Genomic DNA, 23,024 nt, shown 5'->3' on the forward strand with positions numbered 1-23,024 from the left:
ACAGGCTTAACACTCATAAATATATCATTGGTAAATATAACGTTGGGCTGTGATTCAGCGTGATAGATCAAGGAGAAAGCGTGCTCGAAAATCAAATGATGTTACTGGCGGTATTTGAACGGGCGGCCTTGATGCTGATGACCTTGTTCTTTTTAACTCGCACTCGACCGTTTCAGCGTTTATTCCAAAAGCGTAATCATACCCCCGCAGAGTTGGTTTCTGTGGCGGCGATATTTTGCTTATTTGCAGTGTTTAGTACTTATACCGGCATTGAGGTTGAAGGCGCGTTGGTCAACGTGCGGATTATCGCAATTATTTCTGGCGGGATTCTATTTGGCCCTTGGGTTGGTATTCCTGCGGGCGTGCTGTCGGGGCTGCATAGATATCTTATTGATATGGATGGCGATACCTCTATTCCGTGTTTAATCGCTAGCATTATTGCCGGCCTTATGGCGACGTGGATTTATTACAAATGTCCCAAATCTAAGTTGTGGATTTATGGCATTGTGGCGGGCATGTTGTGCGAAACGCTGACCATGTTGTTGATTTGGTTGCTGACAGAGCCACACGAGGTGGGCGTTGAGATAGTAAGTCATATTGCCTATCCCATGATTGCGGGCACTGTGTGTATCGGACTGATTATTAAGTTAGTGCAGGACCTCGACGATGAGAAAGAGTTGATTGCCGCTAAGCAGGCCAAGCTCGCGCTGGATATTGCTAATAAAACCTTACCCTTTTTTCGCAAGATTGATCGCCATGCCTTAGAGCAAGTGTGCGCTGTGATCCGCAATGAAATCCATGCCGATGCTGTGGCGATTACCGATACTCGCGATGTATTAGCCTATATGGGCGTTGGTAAAGATTACTACGAGGTCGATGGTCATCAAGCGATTAGCGAAATGACTCAAAGGGCTATAGAGCAAGATCAAAACATTATTAACAATGACTTACGCCAATATCATTTATCGGATTTTCATTCGGTCATCATAATCCCGCTGCGCGAAAACGGCACTGTGAGTGGCACGCTGAAGATTTACTATCGCAATACCTATCGTATCACTAGCTCGTTGCGGGAGATGGCTGTGGGTTTGTCGCAGCTAATTTCGACCCAGATGGAAGTGTCGCGTATCGAGCAACTGCAAGAGATGACCCGCAAGGCGGAGTTCACTGCGTTGCAGAGCAAGATTAATCCGCACTTTTTGTTTAATGCCCTCAATGCGATTTCTTCTTTGATCCGTATTCGGCCACAGCAGGCGCGGCAGTTGATTGCTAATCTGGCCGATTATCTGCGCTATAACTTGGCTAAAGGCGATGAGCTGATTGATATCCAAGAAGAAGTGAAACAAGTCCGTGATTATGTGGCGATTGAGCAGGCGCGTTTTGGCGACAAGCTTGAAGTGATCTTCGATGTCGACGATGTGCATTTTTGTGTACCTTGCCTCTTGTTACAACCGCTGGTGGAAAACGCGATTTTGCACGGCATTCAACCGCGTAGTGCACCGGGCAGAGTGACCATAGAAGTGAAAAAACTCGATGCAGGCATTCGCGTCGCCGTACGCGATACTGGTTATGGGATCCGCCAAGAGGTGATTGATGGCGTAGCTGCTGGCCGTGTAGAAAGTAGCAGTATTGGGCTGATGAATGTGCACCAGAGAGTGAAGTTATTGTACGGCGAAGGTTTGCAGCTTAAACGGCTCGAGCCGGGGACTGAAGTCAGTTTTTACTTACCGGATAATGAGGCGCAAGTATGTTAAAAGCCATCATAGTTGAAGATGAATATCTTGCCCGTGAGGAGCTAGAGTATTTAGTGAAGAGCCACAGTGAGATAGACATAGTGGCTAGCTTCGAGGATGGCTTAGAGGCCTTTAAATATTTGCAGGATCAAGAGGTTGATGTGGTGTTTTTGGATATCCAAATACCGTCCATCGATGGCCTTTTGTTGGCGAAGAATCTGCATAAATCGACCCATCCTCCCCATGTGGTGTTTGTCACTGCCTATAAAGAATTTGCAGTAGAAGCGTTTGAGCTCGAAGCCTTCGATTATATTCTCAAGCCCTACAATGAACCGCGGATCATCAGCTTATTGCAGAAGATTGAACTGGTGGGGCGGCAAGCACCAAAGCCGCAACATGAGGCCGCGAGTAACACCAGTCGAACCGTGAATTTAGTCAAAGGTGAGCGGATTATCGTCACGCCCTGCGAGCAAATTTATTATGCCGAGGCCGATGAAAAACTCACTTATGTGTACACCCGCACCGACCGTTATGTGATGCAGATGACTATCAGTGAGTTTGTCAGCCGCTTGCCCGCTGAGGGCTTTTTCCGCTGTCACCGTTCCTATTGCGTCAATATCAACAAGATCCGCGAAATCGTGCCTTGGTTTAATAGTACTTACCTGATTAGGTTGCATGATTTGTCGTTCGAGGTGCCCGTTAGCCGTAGTAATATTAAGGCTTTTCGACAGCTGATGAGGCTGTAATTGTCATTCATTCCTGCAGATCTGTATTTCATGCCTTAATTGATCGGCGCGAATCGCATCTCTCTTATAGTGGACTCAATTCCTGATCCCCTAAAGCGAGATGCATCATGACTAAAGAGATGAACCGTACTCGGTACCTGACCTTAGTTGGTACTATTATCACCCAGTTTGCACTCGGCTCAGTTTACACTTGGAGCCTGTTCAATGCGCAGTTGGCCGTTAAGCTCGACGAACCCGTCAGCCAAGTGGCATTTGTGTTTGGTTTGCTGAGTTTGTCTTTGGCCGTGGCATCTTCCATGGCGGGCAAATTACAGGAACGTTTTGGCGTACGTAATGTCACCTTAGGCGCAGGCCTGTTACTCGGCGTTGGATTCTTACTCACTGCCCAAGCCAGTAACTTGATGATGCTTTACCTGTGCGCAGGGATTTTAGTGGGCTTTGCCGATGGCACTGGCTACTTGATGACCTTGTCTAACTGCGTGAAGTGGTTCCCCGAACGCAAAGGGCTGATTTCGGCGTTAGCGATTGGCGCTTATGGTCTAGGTAGCCTCGGATTTAAATACATTAACGTGCAGTTACTCGAAAACACTGGCCTTGAAACCACCTTCCAACTGTGGGGCCTGATCGCCATGGCGCTGGTGTTATGTGGCGGTATGTTGATGAAAGATGCGCCTGCACAATCAGCCGCAAGTCAGCAGGCCGAAAGCCGCGACTTCACCCTCGCAGAAGCCATGCGTAAGCCGCAATACTGGATGCTGGCGCTGATGTTCCTGTCGGCCTGTATGAGTGGTTTGTATGTGATTGGTGTGGCTAAAGATATCGGCGAGAAGATGGTCGACTTGCCTGTACTGGTCGCCGCCAATGCTGTTGCTGTGATTGCTATGGCGAACCTCAGTGGTCGTTTAGTGCTGGGTATACTGTCGGACAAAATCCCCCGCATTCGCGTTATTTCGCTGGCGCAGATCATCACCTTAGTCGGTATGGTGTTACTGTTGTTCATTCCTTTGAATGCTAACCTGTTCTTCGTTGCGGTCGCCTGCGTTGCCTTTAGTTTTGGTGGCACTATTACTGTCTATCCATCACTGGTGAGCGACTTCTTCGGTCTGAATAACCTGACTAAAAACTATGGGGTTATCTACTTAGGTTTCGGTATCGGCAGCATTATTGGTTCGATTGTCGCCTCGTTATTTGGTGGCTTTATTGCAACCTTTAACGTGATTTTAGTACTGCTGGTGGTGGCGTTAGTCATGTCATTAACCATTCGTATGCCAGAGCCCAAAACTCCAGCGTCAGCTAAGAGAGCGACTAAGAGTACGCCTCGCTTAGTGAATATGACGGCTGAATCTGCATAGGCGTAAGCTAAGCTTTTCCTCTTTAGCCAAAAGCTAACACAAAAAATCCGCAGCCAAATGGCTGCGGATTTTTTACTTTTTATCCCGCGTTTTATGGGCGAGGTTGTTATTCATTTAAGGCTCGTTGACTTATCTATGTGATTGCACTTTTGATGTTAGCTCAGTGCTGCCTCTTTTTTATCACACCAACAACAGGTAACTTGATAACCTTAAAGCGTTATTCAGGATGTGTTGATGTTAACGGACCCTCTTTTTTGGTTGGTGGCGATACCCGCAGTCTTGATTACTGGGATTTCTAAATCCGGTTTTGCGGGTGGCGTGGGCGGCTTAACTGTCCCACTATTGGCGCTGGCCATTAGCCCTGCTACAGCGGCGGCAGTCATGTTACCACTGCTGATTTATATGGATTTTTTAAGTGTACGTTCCTGGTGGGGGCAACATAATCCGCGTCATTTATGGATACTATTGCCCGCGGCGGTTGTGGGAGTTTTTATCGCTTATCTGTTGTTCGATCGATTAAACGAAGATTACTTACGGGTGATTCTAGGCTGTGTGTCCTTAGGTTTTGGTTTGTATGGTTTGATCCTTGGGGATAAAACTCAAGCATCACCTTCACCTCTGGTTGGGCGCTTGTGTGGCTTAACCGCCGGCTTTACGAGCTTTGTTGCCCATGCGGGCGGGCCGCCACTCAACGCTTATTTGTTGCCATTGCGTTTAGCTAAGACGGAGTTTTTAGCCACTGCCGTGGTGTTTTTTGCGGTGGTGAATCTGGTTAAACTTGTTCCTTACAGTTTGCTTGGGCAGATTAACCAAGAGAATATTATCGTTTCTCTGTTATTGGTGCCGCTTGCATGGTTAGGGGTAAAGTTAGGTTTGTTCATTCAAGATAAAATTGACGATAGGTTATTTAAACGCATCATCTTGATTTTAATGGTGCTGGTGGGTGTGCGTTTATTGTGGACGGCGTTATAGTTTTAAGCTTTAGGTTATATTAGTCTGCTAGAGTGCGCGGGTGTTGGGGCGTTTTGATCCCCAGCCGCCCTGAATTTACCTGATAAAAACTCAAAATTACGTTACTGTGAAATCTGCCTGCAATGAGTTTGAAGCTATGAAACGATTACTGATAGTTATCTTAGCCTTAGGCCTTGGCGCTTGTGCTAGCGCGCCAGAACCTAAGCCTGTGGTAAAGCAAGTTGAACCCGCCACGGTTTGGAATGATAGCAATATCTCCGAACTGCATTCTGAATGGCGTGGAGTACCTTATCGCCTTGGTGGTGGCACTAAGCGGGGCATAGATTGCTCGGCCTTTGTGTCTGTCGCCTATCAGAAGATGTTGGGTATGACCTTACCGCGCACAGTCGAAGAGCAACAAGCCTTAGGTAAACCCGTGCCGAGAAATCAACTGCGCAAGGGTGACTTGGTATTTTTCAAGACGGGCTGGAGCACACACCATGTCGGCATTTATGTAGGAGGCGATAATTTTCTACATGTTTCCACTAGCCAAGGGGTAAAGATTTCGAGCCTGCATAACAGTTATTGGGCGTCTAAGTATTGGAATGCACGGCGGATTTAGCCCTTTGATCGTTTTTATCTTTTGAATGGCTCAACTTGCAGTGTGAGTGCCTGAGCTAATCTCCCTTTATGGCATGTTTTTATCGGCCCAATGCTGCTTTGCTTTGGGGAAGGCGTTTGTCATCAATGAACAATTTTTAAATTCCGAGTGTCTAAACGGTGTTGCGCGAACTTCATCACGTTTTAGTCGCCCCCTTTTCCGAGCATTTATGCTATTTTAGCTGCGGCTTAAGGTCGAAGCTGTCGCGGCTTCTTCCATGCTTGATGTCGACAATTTTCACTTCGGCATGTTTCATTTCAACATCATTGGGGATTTCCTATGAGCAAAGCAAAAATCGGTATTGTTACGGTCAGCGATCGCGCCAGCGCGGGAATTTATGAAGATATCTCAGGCAAGGCGATTATCGACACGCTCAATGACTATCTCACCAGCGAGTGGGAGCCGATTTATCAAGTGATCCCCGATGAGCAGGATGTGATTGAAGCGACGCTGATCAAGATGGCCGACGAGCAGGATTGCTGCTTGATTGTCACTACCGGCGGCACTGGCCCAGCGAAACGCGATGTCACCCCAGAAGCGACAGAAGCCGTCTGCGATCGCATGATGCCAGGCTTCGGTGAGTTGATGCGCGCCGAGTCATTAAAATTTGTGCCTACCGCCATTTTGTCTCGTCAAACCGCAGGGTTACGTGGCGATTCATTGATTGTGAATTTGCCCGGCAAACCAAAATCGATTCGCGAATGTTTAGATGCCGTGTTTCCCGCCATTCCTTACTGTATCGATTTGATGGAAGGCCCGTATTTAGAGTGCAATGAGTCGGTTATCAAACCATTCAGGCCTAAGGCTAAGTAAGCTTCTATCTAGCTTGTAAAAACAATAAAGCCACTGAAAACTCAGTGGCTTTATTGTTTTGTTCGCTTAGGGGTCATAACTGATTAATCTGTTGCTTTAGCTCGTACTCTGGCTCTGTCACTATTTTTTCAAGCACTTGTACTCGCTCAATTAGTGTTTGGTTTTGTAGGCTGAGTTGAGTCACTTTGTCCTCAAGGTGGCTATTGTCTGCGGTGCCCACTCCAAGTTGGCGCGCCTTTAGATAGTGTTTAAACATTTCAGTGGCGCTGAGGCCAATAATGAAGCTGACCATAATCACCATTAAGATAAATTCGTTTTCCATAACAAACTCCCGTAGCTATTGAGGTTTTCAACTTGGGAGCGACCTAGTTATCGCTCCTCAAGTTTGTCGTCCCCAAGTTTATCAATTGAAGCGCCCTATAAACCGAAGATCACTTTTTCACTCTTGAGCGACCTTTCCATGCCAAAGGCGAGCAATACCGCAATGGCGAGTGTGCCTAAGGTCGAAACCAGTAACTGCAGCATGGGCAAGTCTTTACCTTTGATAAAGTCCATTAATGCCTGTTGCTGACCCGAGACGGGCAACCACTGCAGCATATCTGGCGCTATGTTGTAACTGGCGGCCATCGACAGGGCTAAGGGCACAAACAGCACCATAGTCAGATAGGACTGAGCTTCCTTAAAGGTTTTCGCCATAAAAGACACAAAAAGTTGCAGACAAGCGGCCATTAACGCGACGGGGATGCCGACCACTAACATCAGCAGCATAAATTCTGTGGTGATGTTGACGCTAAAGCCTAATTCCTGCCATGGCACGAAGGCGTAGGCGATTTTAGACACCAGCAAGATCAGCACTAAACCGAGCAGAGCGAACAAGCTCACCGCAATAATTTTTGACAGTACTAATTGGCGAGTGGTCAGCGGATGGCTCAATAGCAGGGCCAAGGAGTTACGTTCGCGCTCACCGGCACTGGTGTCGATAGCTAGGTTCATCCCCGAGATAAATACCGAGTAGATCATAGTGAAAATGGCGATACCTAAGATCATTCCACCCTTAGAGTCTGTGGTGGCTTTGTCTTGCACATTCACCTTGAGTGGCTGAACCACGCGCGGGTCGATACCGCGGGCAATTAAACGTAAACTGCCCATTTCAGCGCTGTAGGCCTGCAGTTGTTTCTCGAGTCTGCGAATCGAGTTCTGCAGTTTCTCCTCAGAGTTATCGGCCACGATAGTGATCTCAGCGCTTTTGCCTTGGTTCATTTGCGCGGCATAGTCGGTGTTGATGATCAGTTCTATTGCTTTAAGGTCTTTGGCGTCAGAGCCATCGGCTGCGCCTTGAGTGATGCCTTTATTCGATAAAAATCTTACTAAATCCGGTGCTTTATCGGGATTTTTAATGGTGATTTTCAAATCATCGGGGCTTGTTAATTGGCCAATTAACACCATAAATAGGCCGCACATGATCAGCGGCGTGCCTATGGCGTAGTAGAGACCCGCCATCACAGAGCGCTTATCGCGGGCGGCATCGATGAGTTCTTTACGAATCATAGCGATTATTTTATTCATGCTGTCATTCCCTTATCCATGATCTTATCTATCTGAGCTTGTACAGTATTGATGCTGCCTGCATTCTTGTTAGTTTGAGTCATCATGCCGCTATCCCTTCATCCGTGCCGATAAGTTGAATAAAGGCTTCTTCGAGCGAGTCTTTGCCTGTTTGAATGCAAAGCTCAGTTGGGCTGCCAATGGCGACGACTCTGCCTTGGGCCATAACGATCACTTGGTCACACAGCGCGGCGACTTCCTGCATCACATGGCTCGAGAACAGCACGCAATGTCCTTGATTTTTAAGATCGATAAGAATGTCACGCAGTAGGCGAGTGCTCATCACATCCAGCCCACGGGTCGGCTCGTCGAGGATAATATTGCTCGGGCTGTGGACGATTGCCTGTGCGAGAGCGGTTTTCATTCTTTGTCCTTGGGAAAAGCCTTTGCAGCGGCGATCGCTAATGTCCTCGAGGCGCAATTTCGCAATCACTTGGCGGGTGGCTTCCTTGGCCTCCTTGGATGATAGGCCGCTTAGCTCGGCAAAATAGCGAATGTATTCCCGTGGTGTTAAGCGTTCGTACAGACCAAAAGGGTCGGGGAATAGCCCGAGTTGCTGCTTAGCGCCAATAGGGTCGATGGCGACATCTATGCCTTCGATTTCAGCCTTGCCGTTATCGGGTTTCAGCAGGCCAAAGATAGTACGTAAACAGGTGGTTTTACCTGCCCCGTTCGGGCCGAGTAATCCTGTGATTTGGCCGTTTTGTGCGACAAAACTTAAGTCATTGAGCGCCTGCACGTCACCGATGCGTTTTGAAAGATTGGATACTTTGATCATGGCTTACTCCTTGGCCCCAGTGCTGGCTTTATCATCTGCGGTGGTTTTTTTGATGTTTGCATCAAGCGGTTCTACCGAGCTGGCATTTAAATAAAAGCTGCGGCGCACATCTTTGTTTAAACATTCGCCGTCGAGATCGTTGACTGAGCCCGAGCGGACGAGATCGGCAATCAGGTTATTAGCGCAGGATTGATAGGCCACGCCGTGGGTCGCGTAGGGCGCAATAAAGTGTTTGGCATTGGTGAGTTTTTCCATGGCTAACTCGCCCCAGCTTGGTGGGGTGGCGGGGTCGATTTCGCCGGATAACAACAAGGTCGGAATGTTGCTGTTGATGGGCTCGCTAAAGTTGTTATCGACCGCAGGGACTTTCCATATTGAACAAGTCGCCTCTAAGCCTTCGAGCATGGTTCTGCCCATAAAGGATTTTTTGGCCTGCTCGTGCATGGTTGGGGTAATGCGGTGCATATCTTCGCCACAGACCACAGAGGCGTGCATGCCCATCGCCATGCCTGCATTGTCGATAGTGAGGGCATAGAGGCCGAGTATAGGTTGGAAGTTGTTTTTCGATGCTTGATGAATCGCATGGGGCAAGAGGGCGCGCACATTGGCTTGATACAGCGCCATGCGGATCGAACCAGAGAATTTACCGCGCGTCATGGTCAACATGGTTTTTTCGCCCGTGACGGGATCGTAAACGTTTTCCATCACAGGGCCAGTGGCGAGCTTAGCGTCGACTCGCTCAAAGTCTGCTTTTAACTGGGGAAATTGACTGTTACAGGCGGCGGTTGCTTGGCAATCCTTAAACAATAAGTCGAAGCCACGATCAATCGCCGAGCCAATTTCTAATACGCTTTGCTGCATGGGCACTATGCCGTCTAAGGTCACTGTGGCTAAGTGCTCTGGATATAAACGCATGTAAAGTTGCGCCATGCGAGTGCCGTAGGAGATGCCGTAAATATGCAGTTTTTTATAGCCTAAGTGCGCACGTACGGCTTCGAAGTCTTTAATCGCATTGAGGCTGCCGTATTGAGTCACGTCGGCATCGATTTTGGCTAAGCATTTTTGCGTTTCGGCTAAGGTATCGACATTATCGTCATCGAAGGACAGTGGAGATTGAGCACCTTCATCGCAGGCCAGCACATTCGAACGGCCTGTGCCCCTTTGATCGATCAGTAAAATATCCCGCTGTTGGCGGACTTTGCTCAGCATGGCATCGAAACCTGCCGCGTTCTCTATGGCCGATTGTCCTGGGCCGCCGGCAATCGCTAGCAAGGCTTCTTCATGGTTGGCATTTTTCACCGCAGGCAAAACAACGTAATGCACTTGGATCTGTTTGCCATCGGGTTTGTTAGGGTTTTCTGGCACAGTCATAAAACCGCAGTTTAGGCGATCGGATACGCCTTCCACATAACAAGTGTCGGTCTTATTCGCGATATCTGCCGTCGCTTGTGTCTCTTGGCTTTTCACCTCACTCGCCCACGTCGCCGTACTTGCCATTGCCAGTATGAGTGCGCTCATTCTCAAAGTACGCGTGCGCCATGTGGCACCATGCCGTGGCTGAGTTGGCACAAGGCGTTGAACTGTGTTGCTTAACTTCCTGTGTGTCATGCTATATATCATGCGCGCTTTCCTTTTTGCATTTCAGGACGAGTGTGTTAATTTAAATACCAGTGTATCGGTGTATCAATGTATTAATACAGTGTGTAAAGGCTAATGTTAGAACTTTTAAATGTCAACCCCAGCAGTGGTGAACCCATTTACAAACAATTACACGAACAAGTCGTGCGTTTAATTGTGGGCGGTCAACTGCAAGTGGAAGACGTATTACCTTCAGTGCGCCAGATTGCCGAGCATTTAGCGGTAAATCCCATGACAGTTTCCCGCGCCATTCAACAGCTGGTTGACCAAGGTTGGCTCGAACGTCGCCGCGGCCAAGCGACAAAAGTTGCGTTGCGAACTGAGACTATGGCATCGGGTATTAGTCTGCTCGAACCCCAGATCTATGCTCTGTTGTCGCAGGCAAAGCAGTTAGGTGTCAGCTTGCCCGAGTTGCTGCAACGGCTAAATGAGCGCTGGCAAGATTAGAAAGTAATGTACCGATAAATAGAATAAAAAGGATGAAATTCGATGGACCCAAAGCGCACGCCAATACTTGAATTTAACCGAGTGAATAAAGTCTTTCGCGGTAAAGGCGCGGGCGAAAAGTGGGCGCTTAAGGATTTATCGTTAACTTTGTCGGCGGGTATGGTGGTGGGGTTATTGGGGCAAAATGGGGCGGGTAAATCGACCCTAATGCGCTGCGCCTTGGGTGTGCTCACACCGGATTCTGGCAGTATTGTTACTTTAGGCGAAACGCCCGAAAACTTAACCTCAAAGGCAAAGGAGCGTTTAGGTTATGTACCGCAGCAACCTTTTGGTTATGAAGGTTTTACTATTGAACGCGCCCTCGATTTACACCGCAGCTTTTATCCCAATTGGGACATGCAATTAGAGCAAGATTGGTTGGTACGTTTCGAGTTAGATGTGACCCAACAGGTGCAGCGTTTATCGGTTGGGCAAAGGCAATCATTAGCGTTAATTATGGCGATGGCCTATCGCCCTGAGTTGTTAATCCTTGATGAGCCCGTTGCCAGCCTCGACCCTATAGTCCGGCGCAAGTTTATGGTCGATTTGTTCGATCTTGCCCTCGAATCTGGATCTGCAGTGCTGTTTTCATCCCATATCACCTCTGATTTAGAGCGAGTTGCCAGCCATGTGGCATTGATTAAACAGGGTGAGTTAGTGCTGTTTAAGGAAATCGATGCCCTGCGTGAAGAAGTGCGTTTGTTAACACTCGCGCCCGAAACTGTTTTGCCCGAGTCAATTACAGTGCTGAGCCGTGTTGGCGATTCGGTGCTGGTGGATTTAGGTGAGCACAGCGCGTCAATATCATGTGTGTTAAAGAATGAAGCTTTAAACTTGGAGCAACTGTTTATGGAGCTACACAGATGAGTGTGGCGCACCATAAGCAGATACAAGTCGCGAAGGGCAAAAGAACGAGCCAGCGAATGAATCCTTTCAAGGGCATGCTGCGCTTTTGGTGTTTTGATATCGGCAGTGTGAGCTTTTTAGGTACGGCTATACTGGGGGTGATCTTAGCTTGTATCGCCGCGGTTTATGGTAAAAATGACAGTGCTGAACTGTTGTTTTCTATGGGGATTATCTCAAGCTCGGCGGCGGTTGCATGGCAACTCATACGTCTGATGGCGAATGAATGCGCACAGTTAATTCCCCATTATCGTCGCCATATCTACATTCAAAGTGTCACTGTTTTAGCTAGCGTTTTTGGCATAGGTGTCTTGTTCTGTTGGGCTTTAGGTTTGACGGCTAGCCTAGCGAGCTTAGTGCTGGCTTTGGTGATGAGTTTAACTTTTATTTGGCTTTGTTTACTCAGTACTCAGTGGTTTTATGCTTCGTTTTTACTTTTTGTCTTAATGCCGTTTATCCCATTGATTGCAGAGCACATTCCCCTTTGGCTAAGTGCTATTGCCCTGCTGATTTTAGGTATGCTGATTGCGCGTGCATGCGGTGTTTTACCTTGGCGCGCTGAGGCGAGGACGGTATATCTCAATGGTCTCGAAATGGGGTGGTTTTGGCTGCCGAATCTGCAATCGATGCGTATCTTGAGTCGCTTCGAGCGTTATTTGCATCCCACCAATTTTTTTATCGGCCCTATGCTCACCATTCTATTGTTATTACTGCCTATATTAGCCTTAGTGCTTGGGCTGTTGTCGCATCAATTTCATTTGAATATCCCTGTATTATTGTTTTTGGCGCAGTTCAGTGTGATTAGTTGTTCGCTGGTGCATTGGAGCCGAGTGCAACGCTCGCGCTCGACAGAAACCTTATTGTTGATGCCAGGGTTTGATGGTCGAAAAGGACTCATAGCGGCATTTTGCCTTGGACAGCAAAGACTCCTGAATGTGGTCGTCGGCATTATGCTGGCGTGTAGTTTGCTGTTGGGCTGGCTCAATGGTGATCTGAATATGCAGTTAGTGGGTCATCTCGTGTTGAGTACTTACTGGGCCTGCGCCTTGACGTTAGGTTTTGGCTGTATGTGTCGCCGAGTTTTGCATATCACGCTCACTATGATGGTCGTCGCGGGGCATTCCCTGTGGGTGTCCATCAGCCTTACGTCTTTAAGTGATGGCGGCAATTTAACTAATTGGTTGTTATGGGATCTACTCTTAATACTGCTTGGGCAAGCGGTGCTGATTTGGGGCAAGAAAACCCTCTGGAAGGGCGATGTTATGAGGGCATGTTGACGTTTCGAGATTAAATTTTGTTCGCTCTGGCAAGTAAGTGAAACTAAGAGTGGTACGTCGCTAAAGGCTATTTACAGCGTGATTTGGGCGACATTTGCACAACATTAGAGCAAAAACTCTTAGTTTTTATTTGGCCTTCAGGTAGAATGCTGCAAAAGCGGTACACTTGTAAGCTAAAAAGGTGAGTCTCTTATGTCTCTCGATCAATATCATGTTATTCGACTACTACAGCAGCAGAGCGAGTCTTTAAAAGACGCAGTAGCGCTGGAAGGTTTTGAAATGGCCGCTCCTTGGTATCAGGTGAGTTGGCAAGCCTTCGACCAAATCAGCAGTAAAATTGCACAAGTGTTGATCGAACTTGGCGTACAAGTGCAAGACCGTTGCGTTATTCTGGCGCAAAACTGCCCGCAGTGGACTTGTGCCGATGTCGGCACTCTCAAAACTCGCGCCGTTGTGGTGCCAATTTATCCCACCAGTACCGTCGAACAGGCGAGCTTTATCGTAAACGACGCCACCGCTAAAGTGATTTTTGTTGACGATGCTAAGCAATACGCCATGGCGTGTGAGTTGCAAGCCTTATGCCCAAGCCTAGAGCATGTGATTGTATTCGATGCCAGCGTGACACTCGCTGCCGATAAGGCCAATCAGCATTGGCATCTAGATACCCTACTGGCGGGTGACACTCAGTTAAACATTGAGCAAGAAGCCGAGCTTAATCAGCGTTTACACGCTGCAAATCTTGATGATTTACTGACCTTAATTTATACCTCCGGCACGACGGGCGATCCTAAGGGCGTGATGCTGGATTACCGTAATATGGCGTCTACCATACGCCAGCACGATCAAAAACTGGCCTTCCATTCTGGCGATGTGTCTTTGGCATTTTTGCCCTTGAGCCATGTGTTTGAGCGCAGTTGGAGTTTCTACGTCTTGTGCCGTGGCGGCCATAACGTCTATCTGCAAAATACCCAAAGAGTGAAAGAGGCGATTAGCGCCGTGCGTCCACATACCTTGTGTGTGGTGCCGCGTTTCCTCGAAAAAGTGTATAGCGCCGTACAAGATAAAGTTGCCAAATCAGCCGACGGTCGTAAGAAGTTGTTTGCATGGGCGATGCGCGTTGGCCAACGTCAGTTCGAAGTCGGCCAAGGTCGTGCTAAGGGCGGATTGTGGTTGTCGCTGCAATGGCGTTTGGCGCACAAGCTGGTGTATAGCAAGCTGCAAGCCGTGCTCGGTGGCCGTTTGAAGTTTATGCCTTGCGGTGGCGCAGCCTTAGATGTGAATGTCGGTAGTTTCTTCCATGCGATTAATATTCCAGTACTTTGTGGGTACGGTATGACAGAAACTAACGCGACTGTGACCTGCAATACCTTAGGTAATCGAGTGCCGGGTTCCAATGGACAACCTTTGCTGGAAACCGAAATTAAGCTAGGTAAGGACGATGAGATTTTAGTCCGCGGCGCGACTGTGATGCGGGGCTATTACAATCGTCCTGAAGATACCGCCGCTGCGTTTGAAGATGGTTGGTTAAAAACCGGTGATGCAGGGCGTTTCGATGCGAACGGCAATTTATTTATTACCGATCGTATTAAAGAATTGATGAAGACCTCCAACGGTAAATATATCGCGCCGCAAAGGGTTGAGGGCGCCGTTGGCTGTTGTCCTTTTATCGAGCAAGTGGCGATTATTGCCGATGCGCGTAATTATGTGACCGCTTTGATTGTGCCAGCGTTTGAGTCACTGGAAGCGTGGGCGAAGGACAAAGGGCTGAAGTATGAGTCACCTTTAGAATTGCTGCGCCATAGTCATGTGGTTGAGCATTTTGAGCAACGCTTAAAGCAGTTACAGCATGAGTTGGCCGGTTTTGAACAGATTAAAAAGTTCACTCTGTTGCCTGAAGCGTTTTCGATGGAAGCGGGTTTAATCACCCCAACGCTCAAGCTGCGCCGCAAGATGATTTACCATAAATATGCCCATGAAATAAATGCTATGTACAACAACTAATTGTTAACTTGTTGTTGCTAAAGGCCGCAGAAGCGGCCTTTTTTTTATCTACTACTTCCTGAAGTGCTTTTCTTCGCTTAAAATTCGCCCCGTTTACTGGTGCGCATGAGGCGCGAGGCGTCGGTATAAAAGGTGTAGTTAAATGGAACTTTCGATTCGTAGTTTATTCACTGCAGCGAGTGCGGTGTTGTTATCTTCTTTAACTGTCATTCCTGCAGCTGACGCTGAGGATTACGACAAAATCGTCCATGGCCCAGTGGACTTGCCTAACGGGCAATGGCTCAATTTCTATCAAAAAGATCATAAAGTGTGGGGCGAAATGCTCTATGGCGATGCGCCCGGCGTGCGTCTTGATGATTATGGTTCTGCTGAAGTGGTTGCGGTTTTTTACCTCGATTTTGATAAAGGTGGCACCAAAGAAGTGGTTGTCATGCTTAAAGATGCCGATGGTCAGCATTTACGGGGCTATGGTTTTGAAGGGGATGATCTCACAAAACTCCCCCGTCTACAGGTTGTGCTCGATGACGTGGCACCAACCTTAACCTCGTTTACCGTGGGTAGCGTTCGTAAAGTACTAAGCCAAATTCCGCCGCAACAATACCGTATGACCTATGATGTTGACGCGATTGAAGATCCCGCCATTAAAGCGATTGTCGATGGTTCTACTAAGCTCAAGCCGACCTTAGTGGGTTATCGTAATTCCGAAGGTTCACCCGTCGATGTGAAGACCGCCGTCGAATATAAATTACGTTATCCACTGACTCGTAAAGATAAAGATGCCCAAGGTAATGAGCATCAATATAGCCTTGTGACCACCTTTGATCGCAGTGGTTATAGCGAAGAAGACGGCAGTTTTGTATTGGTGAGCGTGGCCTTTGAGGCCGATGACTTTGATTGGCTTAAAAGTGGTGGTGCCGTGATCCCTAAAACTGGCCCATCCTACGATTTTATGAGTATGGGCATGGGGAGCACTTGGGCAGGGCTTGCCAGTGAAAGTCATTATGCCCAAGGCGTGCTTGATGGCCCGTATGCGGCCTACGATGGTCGCAATGGTAGCGTGGTTTACTCTGGTAACTACAAACAGGGCAAAAAAGTCGGTAAGTGGATGGAGACAGAGAACCAAGCCATTTATTGGGAAGGCGAATATCTTGACGGTAAAAAGCAAGGTAAATGGATTGCACAGTCGATGTTCGATGAGGCCGATAGCTTTGGTTTTGCCCATTACAATCAGGATGTGCTCGACGGCCCCTACGAAGTCTATGAGCCCGATTATGACTCCAGTGCAGAAGGCGATAAGCGATTAGTGGCAAAAGGCATTTATCTTAATGGCGTAAAAGATGGCGAGTGGCTTGAGGCTGATGGCAGCAAAGGCCAATATCAAAAGGGTGTGAAGCAAGGCGCTTGGGTCGATAAAGTGACGAGCGGACATTTCCGTGATCAAGTTGGTGAAGGCGCCTATCTTGCAGGAAAACGCACTGGCCTTTGGGTATTTAAAGCCGAAGATGGGACTCGTACAGAAGTGAACTATGTCAATGGCTTACGTCAAGGAGAGTCTAAATCATTCGACAAAAATAATCTGATGTTTAATACCCGCCATTATGAACAAGGTCGCCTTAATGGTCAGAGTATTTGGTATTCAAGTCCGAATGTCGTGGTGGATATCGCTAACTACCGCCAAGGAGAGTTTGATGGTCAGCAAATGCGCTTTAATCCCCAGAATGGTGAGCTGACTGAACTCACGAGTTATAAATTCAATGAAGCGGTGACGCTTAAGCCTTCGCACGATGAATGTATTATGCGTGAGAATCCCTACTCAGATGATTGTGAAGGGGTGATTAATGGCAAAAATGAAGCAATTTCATCGATAAAACACGGTGAGCAGCGCGAATATCATAGCAGCGGCTCCCTGTATAAATTGGCTTATTACACCAATGGCGCTGTAGATAAAGAATATCAGTTTGATTCCAATGGCCGTTTATTAAATTTAAAAACGTACAAAGCGGGTAAGGAATACGGCCCAAGCATCAGTTATTCCACTGATGGTGGTTACTCACTCTCCCGATATGGTCACCAAGTGAATAACCGTGTCTCTGGCCCCCATTACAGTTTCTATCCTAATGGCCAATTAAGAAGCCTGTGGAACTACTGCCAGCAAGAAGGCGAAACCTGGAACGGTGAACCTTATTTCTGGGATAACGCCATTGCGCGCTGCGGTATACAGCGCGAGTACTTTGATAATGGTGCCGTGAGTTGTATTGAAGACCTCGATAGCAATTATGCCGTGGATAAAGTGTGTTACGACATGAATGGCAAGATAGCGAATGAAATGCTGCGTATCGATGAACAGCATGTGGTACACAAGCGCTACATTAACGGTGTCATCTATTCCGAAGAGCCGGGTTTTGCCGATTACTCACATATCACTAAGGGCCGTAAGATTTATCACTTAGAGAACCCAAAAACTCATGGGGTGTATAAGTCTTATAAAAATGGCAAGTTAGAATACGAGAAAATGTATGATATGGGTAAGGCTGGATGCCTTAAAAAGTACGATGCTAACGGCAAGCAAACCCCAGAAACGGCGAGTTGCCAGTTTTAAAATGCTGGTTTGGGCTAGTGGCTAGAACCTGTTTGGCTTAGGATAATGGATGAGTTTGGTGGTGTGGTTTCATTGCGATAATCACCACGCTCTTCCATTCATAAAATAATAAAAAGGAAGTTTGCATGTCAGCCACAGAATACAGTCTCGAAATCAATCCAAGATTTACTGAAACCGACGGCCTAGGTCATATCAACAACACTGTTATCCCCGTATGGTGTGAAGCGGCGCGCACGCCAATCTTTGAGATTTTTAATCCTGAGCTGGATTTACATCAGTGGAACTTAATCGTCGCGGGGTTTACCGTGGCATTTATCGCGCCGACTTACTATGGCAAGAGTGTCACAGTAAAAACCTATGTCAGCCGTATCGGTAATAGTAGCTTCGAGCTGACCCAAACCTGTTGGCAAGCGGGCAACAAGACCGCCGAAGTAAAAACTACACTCGTACATTACGATTACAGCAGTGAAAAAAGCCGCCCGATTCCTGAAGATATCCGCGAAATGCTCGCTAATCTGAATGGTGAAGGTGCTTAGTCTGCTTACTCTTTCGGTCAGCGTAATTGCAATTGCGCTGCTGAAGGGTTAATTTGTCGGCCCGCTAACTGTGATGCAGATCACTTGTCTGTATCGCTTAATTTTTATCGGTTCGGATTAACCATGAGATTCTATTTTACCCGCATGCGATCGAAGGACATTTGTCCACCAAGACAGCCACTTAAAAAGATTGTGTGGTCATGGATTGGGGCTTTCTGTGGCATTTACTTGGTCGCGAGTCTCGCAAATTATATGAGTGAAAACCTCGTCGACACTATGTTTGTCATTGGCTCGTTTGGTGCGTCGGCTGTGCTGGTGTACGGTGCACCGCTGGCGGAGTTTTCTCAGCCGCGTAACTTGATTGGTGGCAGTGTGTTATCGGCCTTAATTGGGGTCGCAGTGTACCAAGTGTGTGGCGATTATGTGGTGCTGGCGAGCGCCTTAGCGGTATCCCTGTCTATCGCATTCATGTACCTGACTCGTACTCTTCATCCTCCGGGCGGCGCAACGGCATTGATTGCCGTGATTGGCGGTGAAAACGTGCATCAACTCGGCTTTCTTTACGCGTTAATGCCAGTGTTCCTCGGCTCAGTATTACTCTTACTGGTCGCGCTGGTGGTCAATAATCTCTCCACCGATCCCAAGCGCCATTACCCTGTTTATTGGATTTAGCTCTGTACAGTACAAGTGTTTTTAAATGTAAAAATAAAGGCTTAAGCTCGGATACGGCTTAAGGTTCTACTCAAGATAGATAAGCAAAAAGGTGCAGTTAAGCACTTTGAAATTAGAATCTTGGATTGGCGTGTAGATATCCGCAGGGCTGAGACCACGCCAAATAGGCCTTTGCTCGTGGGTTAACTTAAACACCTGCTGGGCTCGGTTTAATGTGACACTGAGTTGCGCACCATCGAATTGCCAAGTTCCTGTGTGTTGTTCTAATTCAAAATTATCATTAATGGGCCTCTCATATTCGAGCACGGCTTGGCCTTGAGGCGAAAGATTCAGGGTTGCATCACCCGCAGCACAATGATCTGTTCTGATAAAGTCTGGTGGTAAAGGTTGCAAAGCCTGTTCACTGTTACGTAAGTAAATACCGATATTATTCATACTGAAAAAGTGCTTACCTTCGGCAAATTTATACTCTGTCGGTTCGGCAAAACCTTGGCCTTTGAGGATATTTTCTATCTCAGTGATGGCTTGGGAATCGCGATAAGCGGGATTGGTGGCAATAGCCGTATTAGGGAATTCCGCCGGAATGGCAATGGTACTCTGACTTACTTGCCAGCCAGATTGGATCAAGGCGGTTTCAATGGCTTTTACCTTAACGGGTTCAATACCTTGGGTAATCAGAATGGCTTGGCGTTGTTGGCAGGCGGACAAGATAAGTAAGCTTACAAGCAGTAAACTTTTACGACATATGGTGACTGTCATTTAGCGGCACTCCTTTGCTGCGATGGGTTTGCTTATGTTTTAAGCCTAGTTTTTCAAAAACTTCTGCACATACCAGCAGCTGGCTTGGATAGCCAAATCTTGGCTTTTGGCCCATTTAAGCCCGTGGCGCACTAAGCGTTCGGCAAGGCCTTTACCGCGCAGTTCGTTGGGGACAAAGGTGCGGCTAAAATCGATATCCTTGCCTGATAATCGGTATTCCAATACGGCTTCATAGCCGTCGACAGGTATAATAAAACGCTGTCTATCCTGTTGATGTTCAATGGCTATCTCGATATTTTCGTTATCTGACATACATGCTTCCCTCAAGGTATGGCCTAAAGTGTGATGGCAATTCGTTATCGATTTGAATAGCTTAAGCGACTTCGTGCTGTTTGAGAATCGCCAGCAGTTCTGCCGGTAACTCGGCTTTTTTGCCCGTTTTAAAGTTAAACATTACGGCGACTGAAGTGCCTAAGGTGGTTACTGCCTGCTGCTGTTTACTAAAAGCCTGATAATGCATGGTAAATCTATCGCTGTGAATATCGCTAATACTGACACTCACCAATAAAGTATCGGGGAAAGTCACTGGGCGTTTATAGCGAGCCTGATTTTCGCTGATTACGGGGCCAATACCTGATTTATACAGGGTATCTAGCGGGAAGAGACGATTGAAAAAGTCGATACGTGCCGTTTCAAAATAGCGGAAATACACCACATTATTAACATGTTGTAGGGCATCCATTTCACCCCATGCAACGGGGATTTGGGTAACGATAGGGTGCTGTGCGAGAAACTTTTCCATTGCCTGTTCTTGTACACCTTCTTGCAACTGTTGTTTAAATCCCATGATAAAAATCCCAAATTAAAACGCTCGTTTAAGCGGCCAGACTAGCAGCATAAGATTGCTGCGACAAGTCTTGGCCTAAGCTGATACTGTGGCTGATAATGGCAAGCAATGCAGATATGAGTAATGTCTTTAAAGGGTTAGGTTGAGCTATGTATATTGGACAAGCGGCAAAGCAAACAGGGCTGTCGATAAAAGCGATTCGCTTGTATGAGGAGTGGGGGCTCATCGACACTCCCGCACGTCAGGGGCGTTATCGTATTTATAGTGCGGCGGATATTAGGCTGTTGTTGCTGATCAAAGAGGCCAAAGCCCTCGGTATTAAGCTTGTCCAACTAAAAGATTTACTCGAACAAGGCGATAAGCATGCTCAGTTAGCCACAGTGCAGGCTTTTTTGTTGGGTATTAAAGCGGATTTTTTACGCCAGATAAGTGAGTTAGAACATAAAGTCACTCAGTTAGATGCCTGTATTGATGGGCTCACCTCCTGTGAGTCGCAGCTGTTACCTTAGGTCTTGACTCTCCCCTTAGGGGCAGAGTTTATGCTATTTGCCATATTGACTGTTATGGAGTTTCATCGTGGCAAAAAAGATTTTAGTGATCTGTGGTAATCCTAAGGCGCAGAGTTTTTGTGAGCATCTGGCTGAAACCTATGTCCAAGCGGCGGTAGATAAACACTCAGTGAGAATCGTCAAACTAGCTGAGCTGAATTTTGACCCGAATCTGAGCTATGGTTATCGTCAACCTCAGCCACTCGAAGCCGATTTGCAGACGTTTCAAGCGAATATCCAGTGGGCGGAGCATGTGGTGATTGTCACCCCGATTTGGTGGGGCGGTATTCCTGCTAAGTTTAAAGGCTTAATCGATAGGACATTTTTATCTGGGTTTGCATTTAAATATGAGAAAGGTAAATTGATACCCGCTAAGTTGCTGCGCCATAAAACCTCGCGAATTATCATGACTATGGACACGCCGCCTTGGTATTACAAGTGGTTTCAAGGCGCTCCCGCGCTCAAACAGCTTGATACCGCCACCTTAGTATTTAGTGGTTTTAAGCGGGCTAAGTCCAATATGTTGGGACCAGTGATGAGTGCTAAGGAGCCGCAATTGCAACAATGGCGAGCGTTGGTGCAGCGGCTGGGGAATTTAGGTTTATAGAATCTAGGCGACACAAGGAGTGGGGTGTGATTAAACAAGTGGGCAATACTCTTATTCAGCCAAAACACAGAGCGTCCTGCCATTGCGGTGCCGTGGTATTGGCGCTGTCATTGCCTAATGGCATCGAAAATCCACGCCGTTGCGATTGCTCTATCTGTCGCCGTAAGGGCGCAATGGTTGGCTCTGTGCCGCTGGCGGGGATTAAGATCCTCAAGGGTGAGGATATGCTGAAACTCTATGAATTCAATACCAAAACTGCCAAACACTACTTCTGCTCTATCTGCGGTATTTACACCCATCACCAGCGGCGTTCCAATCCCCATGAGTATGGTTACAACATTGGTTGCCTCGAAGGGGTTAACCCATTCGATCTCGAAAATGTGCCCACGAATGATGGCGTTAATCATCCTGCGGATCGTTAGATTATGAATATAGGTCAGTTTGCTGCACTCACAGGGCTGTCGGCGCATACGCTCAGATATTACGAGAAAATTGGCCTACTGCAGTCTGTCGTTCGAAATGGCAGCGGGCATCGTGATTATGCTGCGAAAGAAGCGGAATGGATTGGGTTTATCAATCGCTTAAAAGAAACGGGCATGCCGTTAAAGCAGATATTGACCTATGCCGAGCTGCGTGTCCAAGGCGATGCAACCGCTGGCCAGCGACAGCAGTTGCTCGAGCAACATGCAACACAATTGGCTGAGCGTATTCGCCAAGAGCAGGAGCATTTGGCTGCTCTTAAGCAAAAAATTCACTATTACCAAACTCATTTTTAGTGGCTAAGCTCAGTCGCTAACATTTGTGGTTAAATGCTAAAAAGCTAATATTATTTACTTTTCTATTTGCTTGCTTGTGCCTCTAGTCGGCGAGTTAAACAGAGGGTTAGTTTTACTGATCCGCATTGCCTGTGTCATCCATCAATGAACCATTGACTTAGAGTTAACTCTAAGGTTTAGGCTGCTTGCTGTGATTTAATCCAACAGGAGCTAAAAATGAGTAATCAAAGATATGTGCAGGGCCTCGCTAAACTGACTGAAATCGACGGTGAGGCGGGGGAGAAAGTCATCCGCAGTCTTGCCGATATTTGCCCTGACTTAGGCAAGTACATTATTGAATATCCTTTTGGGGATATTTATCAGCGTGAAGGGCTCGACCTTAAGACGCGGGAGCTAGCGACAGTTGCCGCACTCACGGCGCTAGGGCATTGCCAGCCACAGTTAAACGTACATATTAATGGCGCATTGAATGTGGGTTGTACGCCGCAGGAAATTGTTGAGGTGATATTGCAAATGTCGGTTTATGCTGGCTTTCCTGCTGCACTTAATGGCATGTTTGTCGCTAAAACCGTATTTTCTGAGCGGGAGTTAAGCGTCGTTTAGTTAGTCCTGAGTCAGGTTTATCGATTTGCAAAAGTGACCATAAGGCCGCTTTGATTTCCTCTCTCAAGTTCATTTTAGTTGGATTTAAACGGGCGATGGGGTGTTGCAGAGCTTTCATTCGACTCTAAACAGA

At 47.3% G+C, this 23,024-nt stretch carries 25 protein-coding genes; 18 read left to right on the plus strand and 7 right to left on the minus strand.

Annotated features, from left to right (window positions below; translation table 11 throughout):
• The first annotated feature begins 80 nt into the window (after positions 1-80).
• From KO537_RS21830 to mog, 6 genes are all read left to right on the plus strand, one after another.
• Entirely contained in the window at positions 81-1,754 is a 1,674-nt protein-coding gene (locus KO537_RS21830; protein ID WP_346729658.1) for a sensor histidine kinase, read from the plus strand.
• Positions 1,748-2,479: a LytTR family DNA-binding domain-containing protein gene (locus KO537_RS21835; protein ID WP_219235785.1), complete on the plus strand. Its 732-nt coding sequence runs from the start codon at positions 1,748-1,750 to the stop codon at positions 2,477-2,479. The genes KO537_RS21830 and KO537_RS21835 overlap by 7 nt, the downstream gene beginning before the upstream one ends.
• A 107-nt stretch (positions 2,480-2,586) precedes the next feature.
• The gene (locus KO537_RS21840; protein ID WP_219235787.1) at positions 2,587-3,831 is read left to right on the plus strand and encodes an MFS transporter; all 1,245 of its coding nucleotides are present in this window, start codon (positions 2,587-2,589) and stop codon (positions 3,829-3,831) included.
• A gap of 234 nt (positions 3,832-4,065) precedes the next feature.
• A complete protein-coding gene (locus KO537_RS21845; protein ID WP_219235789.1) occupies positions 4,066-4,803 on the plus strand; it encodes a sulfite exporter TauE/SafE family protein in 738 nt (245 codons plus the stop codon).
• Between the two features lie 136 nt (positions 4,804-4,939).
• Complete coding sequence (locus tag KO537_RS21850) at positions 4,940-5,404, plus strand: NlpC/P60 family protein (RefSeq protein ID WP_105250911.1); 465 nt, start codon at positions 4,940-4,942, stop codon at positions 5,402-5,404.
• A gap of 318 nt (positions 5,405-5,722) precedes the next feature.
• The gene (gene mog, locus KO537_RS21855; protein ID WP_106648670.1) at positions 5,723-6,256 is read left to right on the plus strand and encodes a molybdopterin adenylyltransferase; all 534 of its coding nucleotides are present in this window, start codon (positions 5,723-5,725) and stop codon (positions 6,254-6,256) included.
• Between the two features lie 73 nt (positions 6,257-6,329).
• Here the strand turns inward: mog and KO537_RS21860 are convergent, their stop codons facing one another.
• The 4 genes from KO537_RS21860 to KO537_RS21875 all read right to left on the minus strand — a co-directional run bounded on the left by KO537_RS21860 (position 6,330) and on the right by KO537_RS21875 (position 10,259).
• Positions 6,330-6,578 carry a hypothetical protein gene (locus KO537_RS21860; RefSeq protein ID WP_173497263.1) on the minus strand — a complete coding sequence of 83 codons (249 nt, stop codon included), beginning with the start codon at positions 6,576-6,578 and terminating at the stop codon, positions 6,330-6,332.
• Positions 6,579-6,673: 95 nt separating this feature from the next.
• Positions 6,674-7,822, minus strand: a complete 1,149-nt coding sequence (locus KO537_RS21865) for an ABC transporter permease (protein WP_219235791.1) — start codon at positions 7,820-7,822, stop codon at positions 6,674-6,676.
• An 82-nt stretch (positions 7,823-7,904) separates the two neighbouring features.
• On the minus strand, positions 7,905-8,639 hold the full coding sequence (locus tag KO537_RS21870) for an ATP-binding cassette domain-containing protein (RefSeq protein WP_219235793.1): 735 nt from the start codon (positions 8,637-8,639) through the stop codon (positions 7,905-7,907).
• Positions 8,640-8,642: 3 nt separating this feature from the next.
• Positions 8,643-10,259, minus strand: a complete 1,617-nt coding sequence (locus KO537_RS21875) for an alpha/beta fold hydrolase (protein ID WP_219235795.1) — start codon at positions 10,257-10,259, stop codon at positions 8,643-8,645.
• A gap of 93 nt (positions 10,260-10,352) precedes the next feature.
• On the opposite strand from KO537_RS21875, the gene KO537_RS21880 reads away from it, so the two are divergent.
• From KO537_RS21880 to KO537_RS21910, 7 genes are all read left to right on the plus strand, one after another.
• On the plus strand, positions 10,353-10,724 hold the full coding sequence (locus KO537_RS21880; RefSeq protein ID WP_173242485.1) for a GntR family transcriptional regulator: 372 nt from the start codon (positions 10,353-10,355) through the stop codon (positions 10,722-10,724).
• Between the two features lie 42 nt (positions 10,725-10,766).
• Positions 10,767-11,630, plus strand: coding sequence for an ABC transporter ATP-binding protein (locus KO537_RS21885; protein ID WP_173497265.1), 864 nt, complete (start codon positions 10,767-10,769; stop codon positions 11,628-11,630).
• A complete protein-coding gene (locus KO537_RS21890) occupies positions 11,627-12,943 on the plus strand; it encodes an ABC transporter permease (protein WP_173242487.1) in 1,317 nt (438 codons plus the stop codon). The genes KO537_RS21885 and KO537_RS21890 overlap by 4 nt, the downstream gene beginning before the upstream one ends.
• A 192-nt stretch (positions 12,944-13,135) precedes the next feature.
• Complete coding sequence (locus tag KO537_RS21895) at positions 13,136-14,944, plus strand: long-chain fatty acid--CoA ligase (protein WP_173242490.1); 1,809 nt, start codon at positions 13,136-13,138, stop codon at positions 14,942-14,944.
• Positions 14,945-15,086: 142 nt separating this feature from the next.
• Positions 15,087-17,543: a hypothetical protein gene (locus KO537_RS21900; RefSeq protein ID WP_219235797.1), complete on the plus strand. Its 2,457-nt coding sequence runs from the start codon at positions 15,087-15,089 to the stop codon at positions 17,541-17,543.
• Between the two features lie 125 nt (positions 17,544-17,668).
• Positions 17,669-18,079: a thioesterase family protein gene (locus tag KO537_RS21905; RefSeq protein ID WP_219235799.1), complete on the plus strand. Its 411-nt coding sequence runs from the start codon at positions 17,669-17,671 to the stop codon at positions 18,077-18,079.
• Between the two features lie 123 nt (positions 18,080-18,202).
• Positions 18,203-18,751 carry an HPP family protein gene (locus KO537_RS21910; protein WP_105250927.1) on the plus strand — a complete coding sequence of 183 codons (549 nt, stop codon included), beginning with the start codon at positions 18,203-18,205 and terminating at the stop codon, positions 18,749-18,751.
• Between the two features lie 66 nt (positions 18,752-18,817).
• On the opposite strand, the gene KO537_RS21915 is transcribed toward KO537_RS21910, so the two are convergent.
• The 3 genes from KO537_RS21915 to KO537_RS21925 form a co-directional block, all read right to left on the minus strand.
• Positions 18,818-19,510: a hypothetical protein gene (locus KO537_RS21915; protein ID WP_219235801.1), complete on the minus strand. Its 693-nt coding sequence runs from the start codon at positions 19,508-19,510 to the stop codon at positions 18,818-18,820.
• A 45-nt stretch (positions 19,511-19,555) separates the two neighbouring features.
• Complete coding sequence (locus tag KO537_RS21920) at positions 19,556-19,822, minus strand: GNAT family N-acetyltransferase (RefSeq protein ID WP_219235802.1); 267 nt, start codon at positions 19,820-19,822, stop codon at positions 19,556-19,558.
• Positions 19,823-19,883: 61 nt separating this feature from the next.
• Complete coding sequence (locus tag KO537_RS21925) at positions 19,884-20,312, minus strand: thioesterase family protein (RefSeq protein WP_105253036.1); 429 nt, start codon at positions 20,310-20,312, stop codon at positions 19,884-19,886.
• 194 nt (positions 20,313-20,506) lie between these two features.
• On the opposite strand from KO537_RS21925, the gene KO537_RS21930 reads away from it, so the two are divergent.
• The 5 genes from KO537_RS21930 (at position 20,507) to KO537_RS21950 (ending at position 22,891) form a co-directional block, all read left to right on the plus strand.
• Positions 20,507-20,866, plus strand: a complete 360-nt coding sequence (locus KO537_RS21930) for a MerR family transcriptional regulator (RefSeq protein ID WP_105250930.1) — start codon at positions 20,507-20,509, stop codon at positions 20,864-20,866.
• A 67-nt stretch (positions 20,867-20,933) separates the two neighbouring features.
• The gene (locus KO537_RS21935; RefSeq protein WP_219235804.1) at positions 20,934-21,512 is read left to right on the plus strand and encodes an NAD(P)H-dependent oxidoreductase; all 579 of its coding nucleotides are present in this window, start codon (positions 20,934-20,936) and stop codon (positions 21,510-21,512) included.
• Positions 21,513-21,538: 26 nt separating this feature from the next.
• Positions 21,539-21,934 carry a GFA family protein gene (locus KO537_RS21940; RefSeq protein ID WP_219235806.1) on the plus strand — a complete coding sequence of 132 codons (396 nt, stop codon included), beginning with the start codon at positions 21,539-21,541 and terminating at the stop codon, positions 21,932-21,934.
• A gap of 3 nt (positions 21,935-21,937) precedes the next feature.
• Positions 21,938-22,288 carry a MerR family transcriptional regulator gene (locus KO537_RS21945; RefSeq protein WP_113941230.1) on the plus strand — a complete coding sequence of 117 codons (351 nt, stop codon included), beginning with the start codon at positions 21,938-21,940 and terminating at the stop codon, positions 22,286-22,288.
• Positions 22,289-22,504: 216 nt separating this feature from the next.
• Entirely contained in the window at positions 22,505-22,891 is a 387-nt protein-coding gene (locus KO537_RS21950) for a carboxymuconolactone decarboxylase family protein (protein ID WP_105250934.1), read from the plus strand.
• Positions 22,892-23,024: the final 133 nt, after the last annotated feature.

The sequence above is a fragment of the Shewanella sp. NKUCC01_JLK genome (genome assembly GCF_019345615.1).
GTDB classification, from domain to species: Bacteria; Pseudomonadota; Gammaproteobacteria; order Enterobacterales; family Shewanellaceae; genus Shewanella; species Shewanella oncorhynchi.

Excerpts from the sequence above, each read along its gene's own strand:
- KO537_RS21880 (WP_173242485.1), top strand. The coding sequence starts at position 10,353 with ATGTTAGAACTTTTAAATGTCAACCCCAGCAGTGGTGAACCCATTTAC.
- KO537_RS21850 (WP_105250911.1), top strand. The coding sequence starts at position 4,940 with ATGAAACGATTACTGATAGTTATCTTAGCCTTAGGCCTTGGCGCTTGT.
- KO537_RS21925 (WP_105253036.1), bottom strand. The coding sequence starts at position 20,312 with ATGGAAAAGTTTCTCGCACAGCACCCTATCGTTACCCAAATCCCCGTT.
- KO537_RS21950 (WP_105250934.1), top strand. The coding sequence starts at position 22,505 with ATGAGTAATCAAAGATATGTGCAGGGCCTCGCTAAACTGACTGAAATC.
- KO537_RS21845 (WP_219235789.1), top strand. The coding sequence starts at position 4,066 with ATGTTAACGGACCCTCTTTTTTGGTTGGTGGCGATACCCGCAGTCTTG.
- KO537_RS21870 (WP_219235793.1), bottom strand. The coding sequence starts at position 8,639 with ATGATCAAAGTATCCAATCTTTCAAAACGCATCGGTGACGTGCAGGCG.
- KO537_RS21840 (WP_219235787.1), top strand. The coding sequence starts at position 2,587 with ATGACTAAAGAGATGAACCGTACTCGGTACCTGACCTTAGTTGGTACT.
- KO537_RS21920 (WP_219235802.1), bottom strand. The coding sequence starts at position 19,822 with ATGTCAGATAACGAAAATATCGAGATAGCCATTGAACATCAACAGGAT.
- KO537_RS21885 (WP_173497265.1), top strand. The coding sequence starts at position 10,767 with ATGGACCCAAAGCGCACGCCAATACTTGAATTTAACCGAGTGAATAAA.
- KO537_RS21910 (WP_105250927.1), top strand. The coding sequence starts at position 18,203 with ATGAGATTCTATTTTACCCGCATGCGATCGAAGGACATTTGTCCACCA.
- KO537_RS21930 (WP_105250930.1), top strand. The coding sequence starts at position 20,507 with ATGTATATTGGACAAGCGGCAAAGCAAACAGGGCTGTCGATAAAAGCG.
- mog (WP_106648670.1), top strand. The coding sequence starts at position 5,723 with ATGAGCAAAGCAAAAATCGGTATTGTTACGGTCAGCGATCGCGCCAGC.
- KO537_RS21915 (WP_219235801.1), bottom strand. The coding sequence starts at position 19,510 with ATGACAGTCACCATATGTCGTAAAAGTTTACTGCTTGTAAGCTTACTT.
- KO537_RS21860 (WP_173497263.1), bottom strand. The coding sequence starts at position 6,578 with ATGGAAAACGAATTTATCTTAATGGTGATTATGGTCAGCTTCATTATT.
- KO537_RS21875 (WP_219235795.1), bottom strand. The coding sequence starts at position 10,259 with ATGATATATAGCATGACACACAGGAAGTTAAGCAACACAGTTCAACGC.
- KO537_RS21895 (WP_173242490.1), top strand. The coding sequence starts at position 13,136 with ATGTCTCTCGATCAATATCATGTTATTCGACTACTACAGCAGCAGAGC.
- KO537_RS21945 (WP_113941230.1), top strand. The coding sequence starts at position 21,938 with ATGAATATAGGTCAGTTTGCTGCACTCACAGGGCTGTCGGCGCATACG.
- KO537_RS21900 (WP_219235797.1), top strand. The coding sequence starts at position 15,087 with ATGGAACTTTCGATTCGTAGTTTATTCACTGCAGCGAGTGCGGTGTTG.
- KO537_RS21905 (WP_219235799.1), top strand. The coding sequence starts at position 17,669 with ATGTCAGCCACAGAATACAGTCTCGAAATCAATCCAAGATTTACTGAA.
- KO537_RS21835 (WP_219235785.1), top strand. The coding sequence starts at position 1,748 with ATGTTAAAAGCCATCATAGTTGAAGATGAATATCTTGCCCGTGAGGAG.
- KO537_RS21890 (WP_173242487.1), top strand. The coding sequence starts at position 11,627 with ATGAGTGTGGCGCACCATAAGCAGATACAAGTCGCGAAGGGCAAAAGA.
- KO537_RS21865 (WP_219235791.1), bottom strand. The coding sequence starts at position 7,822 with ATGAATAAAATAATCGCTATGATTCGTAAAGAACTCATCGATGCCGCC.